The following is a 17,236-nucleotide window of genomic DNA, read 5'->3' on the forward strand; positions in this document are numbered from 1 at the left end:
GGCTTTTTATATGTGAGAAGGCAACTTTAGGTCATGTTATATAGTCTTTCTTTTGGAAAAACTGCGGTAAATGTTGATCCCTCGTTTTCTTTAGACTGCACATCTAAATACGCGCCGTGTTGCATTAATACGTGTTTTACAATCGCAAGGCCTAAACCCGTTCCACCTGTTTGACGGCTACGATCACTGTCTACACGATAAAAGCGTTCGGTCAGACGCGGTAAATGTTTTGGATTAATCCCGATACCGGTATCTTGTACGCTAAAGTAAGCATGTTCACCATCATCATGCCAGCCAATGGTAATGGTTCCACCTTTTGGCGTGTACTTGATGGCATTCGTAATTAGATTACTAAATGCGCTGGCAATTTCCATGTCAGAACCAATCAGGTCACAGTGGCTATCAATGTGTAAATTGAGCGTGTGTCCATAATCAGCATTATAGGCCTGAGCATCATCAAACAATTGATTCATTAAACTCGGCATTTCAATAATCTGGTTTTTTGCAATTTTCTTATTATTTTCTAAATTTGATAACAGCAGTAAATCATTCACTAACGCGTTCATACGCTTAGTTTGAGACTGCATCTGATCAAATGCGCGTTTCCAGCGTGGGCTAATATCTTCTTGGTCGGTAAATGTTTCGATATAACCACTGAGTACAGTTAACGGTGTACGCAGCTCATGCGAAATATTATCGACGAAGTCTTTACGCATTTGCTCAAGGTTGTGCATACGCGTAACGTCGTAAGCCACCAATAAACGACTTTCTCCACCGAACCGTGTGAGTTTGACCTGTACATAACGGTCATCATCAAGACTTGAATGGAGTTTTATCCCATCCGGTGCTTGATCAATATTGTTAAAATATTCAATAAAAGTAGGCTGGCGCAAAATGGTTAATAAGTTACGACCACGGTCGAGAGGGCTGATTCCCAATAAACGCTCTGCAGCAGGGTTCCACCATTCAATTTGATGTTGATCATCAATGAGTACTACTGCTTCAGCGAGGGCAACTAAAGAAGATTGAGCACGGTCAATCAGCCCCACCATTTCGGCCTGAACAATACGTTCCTGACGCTGAGCACGATACACATTAAATAATAATGCCCCCCAAATACCACTTAGGTTGGGAGGAACATCGTAAGGGTTGTTGGCAATCCAGTCATTCACCAAATATAAAGAACGCAACTGGAGTGCAAAAAACACCACGAAGGCGATAAAAATACAGCTCCAGAAATACCCAACCCCTAAACCGACTAAACCTGCAATAATCAGGAAAAATAATAAAAGTCGTAAATCTTGTTTAGCAAACGTCCACAAACTACTGTAACGGGAAAGCTTTTGTTCACGTACCTGTTCAGGGACGGGGTAGGGTTCATACATAAATTTTGGTTAACCTGCGGCTAAATCTGCACGTGTAGAGAAACGATAACCTGTACCACGTACGGTTTGAACAAATCGGTCAACACCAAAAGGTTCTAACACTTTACGCAAACGACGGATATGTACATCGATGGTACGATCTTCAATGTATACATTACCGCCCCATACCTGATCGAGCAACTGGGCACGTGTATATGCACGTTCCGGATGGGTCATAAAAAATGCAAGTAAGCGATATTCAGTTGGTCCCATATCTAAAATGCTGTTACCAAAGCTTACGCGTTGGCTTACAGGATCAAGAATTAAGCCATTGGCATCAATTGTTTTTTCTCCGCTTAATGCATTTGCACGGCGTAGAACAGCTTTAATACGAGAAACCAGTTCACGGGTTGAAAATGGCTTAGTCATATAGTCATCTGCGCCAGCGTCTAGACCTTGTACTTTGTGGTCTTCTTCTCCGCGAGCGGTGAGCATAATGACTGGAATTTCTGCTAGGTTTTCATCACGTTTTAAGCGGCGGCATAAATCCACACCACTTACGCCTCCAGGTAACATCCAATCAAGCAAGATAAGCGCCGGACGTTGGTCGACGATAATTTGATGAGCCTGTTTGGCATCTTCAGCCTGTAAACATTGAAAGCCTGCCATATCCAAAGAAGTATGGATCATTTCACGAATAGGAAGCTCATCATCGACAATTAAAATATAGTCATCTTTCACAGCGTAATACCTTGTAGATTTTAACGGTGAACCGTTTTGTAGTTATGACAGGCTTATTACAAAGATTAATTATGACAATTTCATTGCAGAAAAGTCTATAAAATCGAATTTAGCAATAATTTGTGACAAAAATACGGCAAGCACATGACCGAATGATGACAGGTCGGCATAAATTTTCTTAAAGCCATTCAAGGTGTTACCAATTTGCTTTCAGCTAGTTTTTTGGACTTAAAGTAGTGTCAAAAAACTTTAATATTATTTTGAAACTTGTGCCAATAAAGACAAGAAAACAATACGGCAGGCTGTCAAAACTTGTTCAAGAGACTGCTCAAAGCCACCCATGACCCATCGAATTGCAATTTGCGTGACGTATCCGTTTAGCCCTGTTGCAATTAAAGAGAGCTCATTTTCCTTGTGCTGTATTTGCGGCATGGTCAGCATAACGAATGCTTGGATCATACGGTCAAACTGAGCAAGGGTTTCTTGAATGGTGGCCTGATTATGTAATTCCTGAACCAGAACTGCATCAACGTAGACGATACGGGCTAAACGAGGGTCTTCTTTTAAAGTCGTCAGCAGTGCTCTTAAGCCTGCATCGACCATTTTTTCTGGATCTGGCGCAGCTTTGATCACAGCTTGCATTAAGTTTTGCTGTAACTCTTCAATCATTTTTAAAAAGATGGTCTGGAATAAATCCTCACTCTTTTTAAAAGATTCATAAAAATAGCGTTCGGTGAGTTTTGCTTCTTGGCAGACATCCTTTACCGTCACTGAAAAAAAGCCAAGGGTCCCATAAGTCGCAATACCCGCTTCAATGAGTTTTTCGCGGCGTGCTTCTTTACGTTCGGAAAGAGATAACCCTTTGAACTGACGTTCTTTACTCACAGTTTTTGTTTTCTTTTTACTGGTTGAGTCGTTTGTCGCCATAAATAAATGGTTTCCTGATTTATCGGTTTTTCGGCAAATATGAGGCCTATGATAAAGCGGTCAGCAGAATTGTGCCAATCTATCTGAAATTACAGTGTACTATATTGACAATGATTATTGTCAAAATTATATTAAAAGAGTCTAAAATGCACATGCAATGAACCGGTTGTGCAAATCGAAAAACAAAGGATGGACAATGAAAAATTTTAAAAACAAAGTCGCTGCAATTACGGGCGCAGGTTCTGGCATTGGGCAACAATTAGCAATTCTTTTGGCAAAACAAGGTTGCCATCTTTCATTAAGTGATATTAATGAAAAGGGTTTAGAGAAAACTGTTGAGCTATTAAAACCCTACAGTAACATTACTGTAACAACCAAAAAGTTAGACGTTTCTGACCGCGAAGCAGTAAAGCAGTGGGCACAGGAAACCGTGCAAGATCATGGCTCTGTTAATCTCATTTTTAACAATGCTGGGGTTGCCTTAGGTTCGACTGTAGAAGGCGCAACTTACGAAGATTTAGAGTGGATTGTTGGAATTAACTTCTGGGGCGTGGTTTACGGTACTAAAGAATTTTTACCGTTTATTAAGCAAACTCAAGATGGTCACATTATCAATATTTCCAGCTTATTTGGTTTAACAGCTCAGCCAACCCAGTCTGGCTATAACGCGACTAAATTTGCGGTACGTGGTTTTACCGAATCGTTACGTCAAGAGTTAGATATTGAAAAAAGTGGCGTGAGTTCTTTGTGCGTACATCCGGGGGGAATTCGCACTAATATTGCGAAAGCTGCAAAAATGAGTGATAGCTTGAGTAGTTTAGGTATGGACCCAGCTAAATCGATTCAAAACTTTGATAAGTTCCTACGTACCCCACCAGAAGAAGCGGCTCGTCAAATCTTAGACGCAGTTTTGAAAAATAAACGCCGTTTATTGATTGGTAGCGATGCAAAAATTCTGGATGCATTCCAACGTTTGTTCCCGACAGGGTACCAACGTGCTTCCACCATTGTCACGAAATGGATGAAATAAGATTTAAATTAAAAAAGCCATCAATTGATGGCTTTTTTTATAAGGCTTAATTTATTTTAAATAAGGGCTTTGATCTTCTTTTTCTTCCAAATAAACTGGTAATACAAGCCTTGAACAATACAGAGGCTGACAAATGCCAAGGCATAGGCAAACCAGATTCCTTTAAGTCCCCATATTGAGCTAAACCAGTAAGCACATGGAATTTCAATAAATAAAATAGCTGAGATATTAAGTAACATTGGGGCTGTTACGGTACCACTGGCACGCATGATCGATGCAAAAATAGCACCCGCACCAAAGAATAGAATTGCCCAAAGTACAATAAATAAAAGCTGCTGCCCTAATACCACCACGGTTGGGTCGGTAATAAATAAAGCCATTAAGTATTTTGAAAAGAGATAGCCAAGCGCAATTAAGGCACCTGTAAATAAAAAGTTCATACCTAAAGCCGTGCGGGTAACACGTGCAAGTAGGTCTGATTTACCTGCACCAATGGCTTGTGCTGCAAAAATTGAAGCCGCAATTGAGATTGATAAAGCAGGGAACTGAATATAGTTGAGTACTTGGTTTACGGCACCATACGCAGCTGTCGCATGCGCTCCAAAGCGGTTAACTAAACCTACAATTACGAGTCCCGCCATTGAGGTCGTAATCATTTGAATACCGGTTGGAACACCTAAACGTAAAATGATTTTGCTCAATTCTGGGTTGTGACGGATATGTTGCAAAAGCTGGCGGTTCGGTCGAAGCGGATGCTTTTTCTTATTTAGATAAATCGCAAGAAAAATTAAGATAGCAATATAACTAATAATTGATGCTATAGCTGGTGCAATAATACCGAGGGCAGGAAAGCCAAAATAACCTTTCAGCAGAATTGGTGTAATAATTACGCCGATCACGCTGGTTAAAGCCAGTGCAAGTAAAGGCGTGGTGCTGTCACCCACACCACGTAAAATTGAGGTATAGATAATATAAACAAAGAGAAGAGGACTACCTGCTAACATCCATTGCACATAAGGCAAAGAGAGGTGCATCACCTTCGGGTCCGTACCTAAAAGCTCTAAAATATCGTGGGCAAAAAATACACCAATAATCGCGGTAATGATTCCGCCAATAATGGTCATAAACAGGGTAGAACCCACTACACTTTGTACTTTTTCAAAATTCTGTGCGCCCCATGCTTGTCCTACTAGCACTGTGGTGCCTGTTGAAATTCCGATAATAAAAGCAAGCAGTAAAAACAAAATCGGGAAATATACAGAAACTGCGGCAATTGCATCGACTCCCATCATTTGTCCAACAAAGATGGTGTTAATGGTGCCAGACAGATTTTGCAAAATATTGGTTGCAATAAGCGGCAATAAGAAAACAAAAAATGTTTTCCATAAATTTTGCTGATGAATTAAAGACTGTCTTGGTGGCATTTGTTCTCCATCGCCCATCTCTTTGATGAGCGGGGCGGATATTCAACTTAGCATATTTAGGTGAGATTTCTTGTAGTGTTTTGCTAGGCTAAGTTTCTAAATTTATTAACATTCATTCAAGATTTCTCCTGCTTTTTGCAATGTTTCATCATTTTTAGCAAAGCAGAAACGAATGAGGCGTAAAGACTCGGGTGCTTGCTGGTAGAAAACCGAAACAGGAATAGCCACAATTTTATGTTGCTCGGCAAGAAACTGGCACATTTCAACATCGTTTAAGTCAGGTCTAATCTGACTGTAATCAAGATTTTGGAAATAAGTCCCTTGCGATGGTTTAAGTAAAAAACGGCTATTGTGAATCGCTTGATTAAATCGATCTCGCTTAGTTTGATAAAACTGCGAAAGTTCCTGAATATGTTCTGGATGTTGCTGCATATATTGCGCTAGCGCAATCTGACAAGGTGTCGTACCACAGAAATTCGCATATTGATAAATCTGGCGGAACAGACGCATTAATTCAGGTGAAGCCACACAGTAACCTGTTTTCCAGCCTGTCACATGAAAGGTTTTCCCAAAAGAACCAATCACAAAACTACGTTCTCTGAGCTCTGGAAAATGCAAAGCACTAAAGTGTTGCTGACCATCAAAAACCAAATGTTCATAGACTTCATCGGACAAAACCACAATATTTTTATCTCGAATCAGTTCAATAAGTTCTAACCAGTCTTGTTTTTCCCAGATGGTGCCAGTGGGATTGTGAGGCGTATTCACCACAATCATACGGGTTTTGTCATTAATCAAATCTTTAACTTGTTGCCAGTTCACCTTAAAGTCAGGTGCTTGCAGGGCAATACGAACAGCTTTACCACCTGCTAGCTGAACAGAAGGTCCATAGCTGTCATAACTCGGGTCAAAAATAATGACTTCATCACCTGCATTGATGCAGGCTTGTATGGCACAGAAAATAGCGATGGTTGCGCCGGGAGTAATCGTGATCTGGGTTACAGGATCAAGTTGAAGCTGATCACGCTGCTGAAACTGTAAAGCAAGCCGTTCACGGAGTGCAAGAATACCATCACCAGGTGGGTATTGATTGTGTCCAGCCAAAGTTGCGTGTGAGAGGGCTTCGAGCAAAGCAGGAGGCGCAGGAAAGTCTGGGAAACCTTGTGAAAGGTTAAGTGCACCCAAGCGCTGTGCCGTTGCCGTCATGGTACTAAAAATAGTTACCCCTTGTGCGGGCAATTTTGACTGAAGCTGTAGCATGTTGTTCTCTTAAAGAAATTATTAACGTTATAAAATCGATTCAATCGCTGCGCGGATTACACCTAGAGTTAAACCGATAAATGCACCAACTACAACGCCATTTACTCGAATCATGTGTAAGTCGCCACCGACTTCATTTTCAATTTTTCCAATCATTTCACGTGAGTCCCATTCATGAATGCGCTCACTCACATAGCGTATGATTTTATGGCTATATTGATCCGTAAAGTTCATGGCAAGTCCTGTCATTTCTTTGTTGAGAACTTCACGTACTTTTACATTTTGAACAAGATTTTCACCCAATTGCTGAATGGCAGCTCTCAGGTTCATTGCAATGCCAGAGTCTTCTTTCATTAAATCTGCTTTAATGGCATCACATAAAATGGTGACAGCACCACTAATGAAATTTAGAACTTGTGGACTATCTAACAGGGCATCTTTACCGCTATTGAGACGTTGACTGGCAACACTGTCAGGATTTGCTAATTCGAGCATAAGTGAATGAGCAACGGTTTCAATTTCCTGTCGCCATGGGTGTTCGTGGTCAGCCAACATCGACTCTACTTTTTCAACCAGTGAATCGATGGTACGTTGCTGAACATCAATACCAATCCAACTTGCACCTTTTGCAAGAGACCAGACACCCAGTGCTTTAAACATTTTTCGGGTTAACTCACGGGTTTTATCTGGGTTTTGTACCACCCACTCATGCGCAATATCGAGACCACGTTGCAATACATCTTGGTGGAAATCATTTTCCAAGACCGCGCGTAGCATTTCACTGGCGAGTTTATTGACTTGAGTGTTACGCACCCATTGCACACTGTTGTTTTGCACAAAATTAGCAATTTGCTCTTGGCTAACAAATTCAAAAATTTTCGGGACAGTTTGCTGAATGAGCTGCACTACTTGTGTGTTGTTTTGTGGGCTGGCTAGCCATTGCCCAATGGCAAGGCTTAGGTCAGTTTTTTCTAAGCTTCGTTCTACTACTTGAGGTGACAGAAAATTTTCCTGCACAAATCGGCCCATTGACTCTGCAATACGAGCCTTATTGCGTGGAATAATTTCGGTATGATCCCGCAAAAATTTTGGGATAGGAAGCTTACCAAATGGGTTTCGAAACAGAACGGTAATTGCATACCAGTCTGCGAGTCCACCCACTACGCCAGCTTCCGCGCCTAACATTAAAATATGAATTAAGTTGGTGTACTCTGGCAGAAAGCGATTGGCAATCAATAACCCAATCCACAGCACTACCACAATAATAAGTGCCAGCGTTGCAAAGTATTTGCTGCGCTTCAGATTGGGTGCATGGTGTACTTCTTCTGCCATATTCATACGGTCATCCTATTCATTTTTGTTTTACTGGCGGCTCAGGCGGTGGCAGCAATTCTCCTGTCGGGCTTAAACCATATTTTTGTCCGATAGATTTGAGAATTAACGTTGCATCAAAAGCGTCCTGCGGAGCCTGCTTTTGATCCCGATAACATTCAATAGTATACGACACTTGAACAGGGTCGATATTGACCACTTGTGGGAAATCATAGAACGGATCATGCCAGAAGCCCGGATAACGGCGACCATAACCATACGGATAAAAACTCGGCGCAGATGGGTAAACCACGGCCTGACGAGGTGGTTTTTGGCTTTGATTGCTTGGGTCATTTTGCACTTTAAAAAAGCGGAAGCCTTTTTGTACGGTCGTTTGTGCTGCTTTCACCAAGGTAATTTCTTCAGCTGTTCCATAGCTCATGTTTGAGTCAGCTTGGAAGCTGATTCTGAACGTTTGTGCATTTAACGGATAGGCTGAAAACTGGCCAAGCTGATTGAAGGTTTTGGGTTTGCTCGGTAGGGTTGAACAAGCACTTAAAGTTAAGGCAGTGCCTAAAGCTAAACAAAGAGAGAGATATTTCATGGTGAACTCCCAGCTGAGCATGGAAGAATGGATAACTCAGCATTAAAAAATAAAGCGGTCTTAAAAACTGCTGTTCGGTTCTAATAAAAATTCGGTTTCCTCTGGTGTTGAAACACGTCCAAGGATGGCATTGCGGTGAGGATAACGTCCAAAGCGATCAATAATCACTTTATGTTTTTTCTCAAAGCTTAAATTAATTTCATTGCCGAGGCGTTGAAATAATTTTAAGGCAAATTCATGAATCAGCTTTGATTCACTATGCATAAACGGCATGTATAAAAACGAGCGCTGTTCAGGGTTAAGCTGTGCATCGAGTTGCAAACTAATTGCTTCTTGTGACAAAGCTAAAGCGAGGCTGTCGTAAGCAAAAGATTCGGGTTGATCACGATAAATGTTGCGAGAAAACTGATCTAGCACAATAATCTCTGCAAGACGACCTTCTGCCGTTTTTCGCCAAGACCAAAGTTCTGCTCGAGTTGCCTGACGATGAATGTCTGCAAATTGATCACGAATTTTTGTGTCAAATTCATCACTTTTTGCAAACCAAAGTGAACGGTGTTCAGGTGAAAACCAGAAGTTTAAAATGTCTTGATCGTTCATGATATTGACAACTCTTTAGCAATTATTCTTCAATAAAATCACAATTCTTTCGTGTCTTAAATAACAAGATTGTGATAAAAATTGCCAAACTGAAATGATGTGATCATATCAACATCCATATCATGTCACGATTTTGTATATAGTGATCTTTTATAAGCGAGCAAATGCATGAGTCAACCCACTACACCATCTCAATCAGTTATTCCTGCTTGGGTGGATTCGTCGCTACTACAAGGCATGTTACGTGGAATAGAACGTGAAAGCCTACGTATGCAAAGTAATGGGTTCTTATCACAAGAGTTACATCCAAAAGCATTAGGTTCAGCTTTAACACATCCAAAAATTACAACTGACTATTCAGAAGCGTTGATGGAGTTTATTACTTCACCACAGCCAACGATTGGGGATGCCTTGCATGAGCTCACCGATATTCATGCGGTTGTACACCGTCATTTAGAAAATGGTGAAAAACTCTGGCCGTTGTCTATGCCATGTATGCTAGATGACAATGAGGAGCGTATTCGTCTAGCGCAATACGGTACTTCTAATATTGGGCGTTTCAAGACGCTTTATCGCCGTGGATTGGGTATTCGTTATGGTCGCCGTATGCAGACGATTTCGGGCGTACACTATAATTTATCTTTTCCAGATTCGCTTTTTACTGCCTTGCAGGCACATGAAACTGACGAAAAACTAAAAGCACTCAGTCTGCAAGATTATCGTAGCCACCGCTATTTTGGGCTTATCCGTAACTTTATTCGCTTAACGCCACTGGTAATGTTCTTAGTCGGAGCGAGTCCTTCGGTTTGTCGTTGTTTCTTGACTGGACATGAACATCATTTGTTGCCTTTAATCAAAGGGTCATACTATTTACCGTATGCTACAGCCCTGCGTATGGGACGTTTAGGCTATCAAAACTCGGCACAAAAAAGTTTAGGTATTCACTACAACAACCTATCTGGTTATCTGGCTGGTTTACAAAAAGCAGTACATTCTCCTTACCCGCCATTTAGCCGTTTAGGGTTAAATGATGCCTCTGGTGAACCGTTGCAAATTAATGACCATGTTTTACAAATCGAGAATGAATATTACAGTCTCGTGCGTCCAAAACAGGTGCCTCACGCAGGTGAAACACCATCTCAAGCCTTGCAAAATCGAGGAGTGGGTTATGTTGAACTCCGTGCAGTAGATGTAAATCCATATTCACCAATTGGTGTAAATGAAACAACGGCTGGTTTCCTTGAGGCATTGGCGCTTTATTGCTTACTCAGTGATAGCCCTGAGTTGTTATGTCCTGAGCAAGATTTGATTGAGAAAAACCAGACAGAAGTGGTTAACCGTGGCCGAGCGCCAAACGCAACCATTACTGATTTAAGCGGGTCTTACCATATTGAGGACTGGGCACGTCAGCATATTTCGAACATGCAGGCTTGTGCCAAATTACTTGATCAGACCTATGCAACAACTCTGTACAGCTCGGCTTTGACCGTAATGCAAGAACGCATTGATGAAGTAGATGAAACATTATCTGCACATGTGATTGATGACACATTAAAGCATGGTGGAACCTGGAGCTTTGGCAGTCATATGGCACAGATGCATGCTGAAAGTTATGAAAAGCATGAAATCAGTGCAGAGACTTTACAATATTTTGAACAATTGGCTGCACAATCTTTACAGCAGCAAGAACAACTTGAACAAGATAGTCAGATCAGTTTTGATCAATATCTTGAACAATATAGATAAAAATGAGGTTTTACATGCGATTAAGTTACCGTTTGGTGAGTGGACTGCTTGTACTGGCAAGCATTGTCGGCATGTCTTTTGCGTTATATTTGGAACATGTAAAAGGGTTAGAGCCATGTCCGCTCTGTATTTTTCAACGTGTTGGCTTAATGGCAATGGGATTTGTGGCGCTCATTGCATTTTTGCATAACCCAGTTTCCAATGCGATTAAACGCTTCTACGCATTTTTAGCAGGCATTGCAATTTTATGGTCTGTAGGCGTGGCAGGCCGTCATGTCTGGATACAACATTTACCACCAGACCAAGTACCAAGCTGTGGACCGGGTTTAAATTATTTAATCGATGCTTTACCGATGAAAGCTGTTTTACAAGAAGTGCTTTCTGGTTCAGGTGAATGTGCGGCAATTGACTGGACTTTTTTAGGCCAGTCTTTACCAGTGTGGTCATTAGTGTATTTTGTTTTGCTATTACTGGTTTGTTTATGGCAATTATTCCGTTTTTATCCAGTATTTAAGACGGCTAAAAACTAAGTTTAATATGATTAAAAAAAGCTCAACTCAAGTTGGGCTTTTTTTAATCATATTAGAATAAGTGAGAATATAAGAAAAATTGATAAAAATAGCGCATAATTTTGTAGACAGATAGTTCTGTTTTTTATAAAGTGCACCCGTTTATATATCCTTACGATTATAAAAAAATGCTTTTTAATATATTTAGTGTCTTGGAAAAAATAGGGCTAAATGCTCAGAAACGTGCTATCCATGTACAGTTCTCTAATGAACTACTCAATAACCAAATATTCTTACAACGTATAGAAGGCCAACATCAGCTGAATGGTGGCCTAATGGCAGAGTTGATTTGCCTTTCAACCAATGCCCAAATTGCATTGAAGCAATTTATTGGCGTTCAGGTCGCTGTTGATCAGGTCACAGATTCGGGACAATTGTTCCGAACAACAGGTATTGTGACTGAAGCCAGTTATGGACAAAGTGATGGTGCTTTAACGCTTTATAAGCTGACTTTAGAAGATGCGACAAATTTATGGCACAAACGCCGTAATAGTCGTGTTTTTATGAATAAAAGTATCGTAGAAATTACCGAAGTTTTATTTAAAGAGTGGCAAGAAAAAAGTCCACTGTTTGCTGCGAGTTTAAGTCTTGACTTGGGTGGGTTAAGTCAAAACTATGATATTCGACCTTTCACCATGCAGCACAATGAGTCTGACTATGACTTCCTTACGCGTTTATGGCGAAGTGAAGGTATTAGTTGGCTCATTGATGAATCAGAGCTTTTTGTTCCACATTTTACTGCGCCAATACAAGCTCAAAAGCTAAGATTAATTGATGACAATAGCCAGTATCAGGCTTTAGCGCGTCGTAGTATTCGCTATCACAGAAGTAGCGCAACCGAATATCAAGATAGTATTACTGGTTTTGTTGCAGTGCGGAGTTTACAACCAACCGCGGTACATGTGCAGCGCTGGCAACCGGATGCCCTTGCACAAGAAGAGGGTAATGGTTCAGTTGTTACCACGCATACACACTCAGATAACTTTGACTCAGCCACTTTAAGTCTTGAGCAAGCATGGCACGTAAGCCCTGCTTGGATGCAAGATTTAAAAGGGGAAGATCAGGCAACGGCATCAGGCAGTAGTCAATTAGAAAAATTAAATCAGCACTTCACCGACATGCATGCGAGTCGGGCGAAATATTTTAAAGCCTATAGTAGTGTCCGCGATAGCCAAGTCGGCTATTGGTTTAATCTACGCGAGCACCCTGAAATTGATCAGCATGAAGGGATAGATCAAGAGTTCCTGATTATTGCTAAAAACTTCTATAACCAAAATAACTTACCTAAAGATTTACATCAGCAAGTGAGCCAGTTATTAACCCAAAGTCGTTGGGATCAACATGGCTACGATGATATAGAGCGTCAAGGTAATGAATTGACCCTAATACGCCGTCAAATCAAAACTGCGCCTGAATATAATCCAGAACAGCATCGCCCAATTGCCTACCCGCAAAGAGCGAAAGTCGTGGGGCCGCAAGGAGAAACCATTCATGTCGATGAATGGGGGCGCATTAAAGTACGTTTTCTATTTACCCGTAGCGATGATCATGGTCATGACGGTGGCGCAGGTAGCAATGACAATGATACCGACTCGGCTTGGGTGGATGTACTGACTCCTTGGGCAGGAGAAGGTTATGGCGCGCGTTTCTTACCACGTATTGGTGAAGTGGTTGTCATTGACTTCTTTGATGGCAATATCGACCGTCCATTTGTGACTGGGCGCATCCATGAAGCGCAGCGTTCACCCACCAAGTTCGATGTAAAAGGGCAACTTCCTGCGACTAAAAAACTGAGCGGGATTCGCAGCCAGGAAATCAATGGAAATGGCTTCAACCAATTACGCTTTGATGACACAACTGGGCAAATCAGTACTCAACTCCAAAGTAGTCATGCGGCAACACAGCTAAATTTAGGTAATTTAAGCCACCCGAAAGAACAAGAGACGAGCCAAGGCCGTGGTGAAGGCTTTGAACTGAGAACAGACGCTTGGGGTGCCGTGCGTGCGGGTAAAGGCATGCTCATTAGTACCTATGCACAAGAGCAGGCGATTGCAGACCATTTAGAGGCTGCACAAGCACAATCTTTACTTTCACAAGGCTACGAGAGTATGAAAATGCTCAGTGAAGTTGCAGCCAAGCAACAAACTGATGCTTTGAATGTGATTAATCGCTTACCTAAATTTATCCAGTCGCTTGAGCTAAAAACCACAGGACAGGCATTAAATAGTACGGTAAACCTATTTAAAGAAGGCATTAATAACGACCCTATTCACGCTTTAAAAGACTGTGGCGGCTTTATCCAAGACATTGGTGCACTAGGTGGAAATGCAAAAGGCGTTGTAGATGAATTTAATGCTTTCTTTACCGATGCCAAAGATGCAGTGGAAAACTTAAAAGCGTTCATCGAAAACGTTGAAGAACATGGTGCCGATATCGTTAAAGGTAAACTTGCCAGCATTAAAGATCGCATTCATAAAAATCCATTTGAGAGTATTAAAGAGGTCGGAAAAGTCTTAGCGAATGTCGAGACTAAAGACTTTGACATGATGAGTGTATGCGGAACTTTTAGTAAAGGCAGTAAATTGGAAGTATCACCTTCTAAAGCATTGAGTTCTTTACAAGGCTTTATGGAGGGTTATACCCAAGGTTTAGAAAGTAGTTCCGATACTAAACAGCAAGAACAAGGCAAGATTTTTAGACAAGCGCTTATGTTATTAGCATCGCCAAATGGTATTGCCTTGACGACACCTGAAAATATTATTCTGCAAGCGTCGCAAGATATTGCCGAAAGTGCTAGCGGTTCAATTAATTTGAGTGCACAGAAAAATATTATTGGGCATGCACAAGACAAAATTAGTTTCTTCGCTGCGCAAAAAGGTTTGCGCGCTTATGCAGCAAAAGGAAAGCTCGAACTACAAGCACAAGACGATGCTATTGAAGCAATTGCCAAGAAGGTCATTAAGCTGATTTCTACTGAAGATAAAATCGAGCTTACGAGTCCAAAAGAAATTGTATTAACCGCAGGTGGGTCACAGCTCAAAATTAATGCCAATGGCGTGTTTTCAACAACAGGCGGTAAGTTTGAAAGTAAAGCTGGGCAGCATTTGTTTACGAGTGGGGCCAAGGTTTCATATGAGGTTCCTGAGTTGCCAAAAAATGGGCCTTATGCTGTTGATTTTTTATTTGCTAGTTTAGCTGGAAATGGTATAGAAAATGCAAAAATACAGCTGTATGAACCAGACAAAAAAGAAATTATTTGGGAGGGTAAAACAGATTTAAGAGGGAAAAGTAATTTATCTCTCCAGAATGAGTCAAAACGATATGAAGCTCTGATTGGCTTTGATGATTGGTCAAGTATATTTGATGATGAAGATAATTATGAAGAAGAACATGAAGAAGAATTTGAAATAGGTGAGCATGGTATGCAAGCTGAAGAAAATAACTTAGAAGAATAGGTATAATTTATGTCAAAAATTTATATTGTTAAATCAGGTGATACTCTTTGGGGAATTTCAAAAAAGCATCATACCTCAGTAAAAGAGTTAGCTAGAATTAATTCATTATCAGGTAGAATGATTCATAATCTTAGAATTGGGCAAAAGATTTATTTACAAAATGATGTAAATAACACTAATAATTTTGAAACCCAATTAAAAATTATTTTAATGGATCTTTCTTTTAAGCCTATACCAAAAGCTACCATTCAATTAGAGTTTGATGGAAAAAAAATTATTAGAAGTACAAAAAATAGTATTTTTGAAGATATAAACATTCAAGATCATTCGAAAGGATTAAAAGTTTTTTTTAAAAACTTAAATGGTACTTTCGATTTAATTGCTGATCATAAAGTGCTTCCATTAGGGCGAAAAGTATTAAAATTAACATCAAGAAAAATGAAAGTAGAAGGTTCACATTATGCAAAAGATGGAATATTAAATGAAACAGTTAATCAGATTATGAATAATTTAAAAAGGATTGGAAAACCTATAGTTGAAAGTATATCTACTACATCAAATAAAGATGAATTGAAAAATAAGCAACCACCACCAAAAATACCTGAAGAAAAAATAGAGCAAAAGCGTACTGATAATGGTAATAGTACCCACATAATTGCTGCACAATTTACAGAAGATAATTTTTTATTAAAACCTGTGAATAATAAATATCGAACTTATATTGTGAACGCAGCTAAAAGACATGGTTTCACCCCCCACTCTTTAGCAGCTGTTATTGAAGCTGAAGCAGCAAAAATAAAAAAGACAGGTGAATGGAATACTAATAGTAAAGCAAACTCGAGTACTGCAGCAGGATTGACCCAATTCTTAGATGAAACATGGTTAGCTATGTGTAAGGATAAAAGTTCATTAGTTGGGCAATATGTAATGAATAATCCTAAACTAACTAAAGAGCAGAAATTAAATTTAAGATTTAATGCGGAAATGGCTATTGATGCTGCCGCAGCCTATGCAATTAGTAATTTTAAATCGTCTGGTTTGCCCTATCAGAAACTAACAGAACCAAGTTCAATCGCTAAGTTTGCTTATTTGTTACATCATGAAGGAGCTACAGGAGGTAAAAATTTTGTACTAAACACTTTAAGTCAGGAACGTGCACACAAATTACTTTTTACTCAATTTGGAAAGAATGGCGCTAAGCAAGCTGCAGATTTTTTAAGCCGGTATAAAGGTGATGCAAAAGCTGCTTATGGAGCATGGCTGAGAAATTATATTGATGGGCATATAAATATTTATCAATATGTTGTAGATAAGAGCAAGACTTCTGGAATAAACTTAAGTACGGATGAAACTATAAAGTTATTGAAAGGACAAACAATTTCCACTCCTGCTCCTAAAATATCAACTACTACTAATAATCAACAAGCGACAAAAGTCAGTACTGTTGAAAAATCTGAATCTAAAATTGGAATTAATACTTCCCAAGCCCCAACAATTAATGTTGGAGGAGATAATAAGTGGCATAATCCTTTAGCAGATTGCAAATTAAGAACAGCAGGTTTAGCGAATGCTAAAGGTGCAACATTTGGTAAAGTAAGAAATAATGGTACTAAGAATCACCAGGGTGTTGATTTACAAGCTAATCCAGGTACAAAAATATATGCAGTCTGCGGTGGTGTTATTGCATTTGCTGGGGCAACTGGCGGTGCATATGGTAAAGTAATTGTCTTAAAGGTTGATATAAACGATTTACCTGAAAAGCAAAAGAAATATGCTCAAACTAAACTTACAAAAAATAAATATGTCTACTTCTTTTATGCTCATTTATCAGTTATTGATGTAGATAAAGGTGATCCAGTTGATACTGGCGAAGTAATTGGAAAAACGGGTGCAACAGGTAATGCTAATAAAATGACCACTATATCCAAAGGTGCTCATCTTCATTTTGAAGCCAGAAGCGCTCCCTTATTAGGAGTAGGGTTAGATGGAAGAATTGACCCAATCCCATTTATAAATGCAAATTTACCATATTAATTTTGAGGTACTTATGAAAGTTTTAAATTCTTTTGCAATGATGATAGCGTGTAGTGTTTCTTTTAATATTTGTTATGCAAAAGAAAATAGCGAGTGGAATGATTATTTACAAGATTCTACCCAAATAAATTCACCTATAGAATATATAGATTCTTATAATAAATATACAGT

At 39.8% G+C, this 17,236-nt stretch carries 13 protein-coding genes and 1 pseudogene; 6 read left to right on the forward strand and 8 right to left on the reverse strand.

What is annotated here, in order from left to right; translation table 11 throughout:
* Positions 1-26 precede the first annotated feature (26 nt).
* The 3 genes from phoR to ACH8JV_RS10520 all read right to left on the reverse strand — a co-directional run bounded on the left by phoR (position 27) and on the right by ACH8JV_RS10520 (position 3,032).
* Entirely contained in the window at positions 27-1,385 is a 1,359-nt protein-coding gene (gene phoR, locus ACH8JV_RS10510; RefSeq protein ID WP_263614859.1) for a phosphate regulon sensor histidine kinase PhoR, read from the reverse strand.
* Between the two features lie 9 nt (positions 1,386-1,394).
* The gene (phoB, locus tag ACH8JV_RS10515; RefSeq protein WP_000650776.1) at positions 1,395-2,105 is read right to left on the reverse strand and encodes a phosphate regulon transcriptional regulator PhoB; all 711 of its coding nucleotides are present in this window, start codon (positions 2,103-2,105) and stop codon (positions 1,395-1,397) included.
* Between the two features lie 255 nt (positions 2,106-2,360).
* Positions 2,361-3,032, reverse strand: a complete 672-nt coding sequence (locus ACH8JV_RS10520; protein WP_198071896.1) for a TetR/AcrR family transcriptional regulator — start codon at positions 3,030-3,032, stop codon at positions 2,361-2,363.
* A gap of 196 nt (positions 3,033-3,228) precedes the next feature.
* Between ACH8JV_RS10520 and ACH8JV_RS10525 the strand changes: the two genes are divergently transcribed.
* Entirely contained in the window at positions 3,229-4,062 is an 834-nt protein-coding gene (locus tag ACH8JV_RS10525) for an SDR family NAD(P)-dependent oxidoreductase (protein WP_348888319.1), read from the forward strand.
* A 56-nt stretch (positions 4,063-4,118) separates the two neighbouring features.
* Here ACH8JV_RS10525 and ACH8JV_RS10530 read toward each other — a convergent pair whose 3' ends face one another.
* From ACH8JV_RS10530 to ACH8JV_RS10550, 5 genes are all read right to left on the reverse strand, one after another.
* Positions 4,119-5,486 carry an MATE family efflux transporter gene (locus ACH8JV_RS10530; protein WP_396521143.1) on the reverse strand — a complete coding sequence of 456 codons (1,368 nt, stop codon included), beginning with the start codon at positions 5,484-5,486 and terminating at the stop codon, positions 4,119-4,121.
* 105 nt (positions 5,487-5,591) lie between these two features.
* Positions 5,592-6,746 (reverse strand): pyridoxal phosphate-dependent aminotransferase, encoded by a 1,155-nt coding sequence (locus ACH8JV_RS10535; RefSeq protein ID WP_396521145.1) that lies wholly within the window; start codon positions 6,744-6,746, stop codon positions 5,592-5,594.
* 27 nt (positions 6,747-6,773) lie between these two features.
* Positions 6,774-8,084 (reverse strand): DUF445 domain-containing protein, encoded by a 1,311-nt coding sequence (locus ACH8JV_RS10540; RefSeq protein WP_263614855.1) that lies wholly within the window; start codon positions 8,082-8,084, stop codon positions 6,774-6,776.
* 13 nt (positions 8,085-8,097) lie between these two features.
* Complete coding sequence (locus ACH8JV_RS10545; RefSeq protein ID WP_151761708.1) at positions 8,098-8,661, reverse strand: CC0125/CC1285 family lipoprotein; 564 nt, start codon at positions 8,659-8,661, stop codon at positions 8,098-8,100.
* Positions 8,662-8,721: 60 nt separating this feature from the next.
* Positions 8,722-9,261 (reverse strand): DUF924 family protein, encoded by a 540-nt coding sequence (locus ACH8JV_RS10550; protein WP_191028761.1) that lies wholly within the window; start codon positions 9,259-9,261, stop codon positions 8,722-8,724.
* A 168-nt stretch (positions 9,262-9,429) separates the two neighbouring features.
* Here ACH8JV_RS10550 and gshA point away from each other — a divergent pair, with 168 nt between their 5' ends.
* From gshA to ACH8JV_RS10575, 5 genes and pseudogenes are all read left to right on the forward strand, one after another.
* Complete coding sequence (gene gshA / locus ACH8JV_RS10555; protein WP_311070077.1) at positions 9,430-11,007, forward strand: glutamate--cysteine ligase; 1,578 nt, start codon at positions 9,430-9,432, stop codon at positions 11,005-11,007.
* Between the two features lie 14 nt (positions 11,008-11,021).
* The gene (locus ACH8JV_RS10560) at positions 11,022-11,537 is read left to right on the forward strand and encodes a disulfide bond formation protein B (RefSeq protein WP_004704854.1); all 516 of its coding nucleotides are present in this window, start codon (positions 11,022-11,024) and stop codon (positions 11,535-11,537) included.
* A gap of 167 nt (positions 11,538-11,704) precedes the next feature.
* Positions 11,705-15,031 carry a type VI secretion system Vgr family protein gene (locus tag ACH8JV_RS10565; RefSeq protein WP_396521148.1) on the forward strand — a complete coding sequence of 1,109 codons (3,327 nt, stop codon included), beginning with the start codon at positions 11,705-11,707 and terminating at the stop codon, positions 15,029-15,031.
* 9 nt (positions 15,032-15,040) lie between these two features.
* Complete coding sequence (locus ACH8JV_RS10570) at positions 15,041-17,065, forward strand: peptidoglycan DD-metalloendopeptidase family protein (RefSeq protein ID WP_039047196.1); 2,025 nt, start codon at positions 15,041-15,043, stop codon at positions 17,063-17,065.
* A pseudogene (locus tag ACH8JV_RS10575) lies at positions 17,046-17,236 on the forward strand (hypothetical protein); the annotation flags it as partial. The gene ACH8JV_RS10570 and the pseudogene ACH8JV_RS10575, both read left to right, overlap by 20 nt.

Origin of the sequence: Acinetobacter sp. ABJ_C5_2 (assembly GCF_044538485.1) — a bacterium.
Lineage (GTDB): Bacteria > Pseudomonadota > Gammaproteobacteria > Pseudomonadales > Moraxellaceae > Acinetobacter > Acinetobacter nosocomialis_A.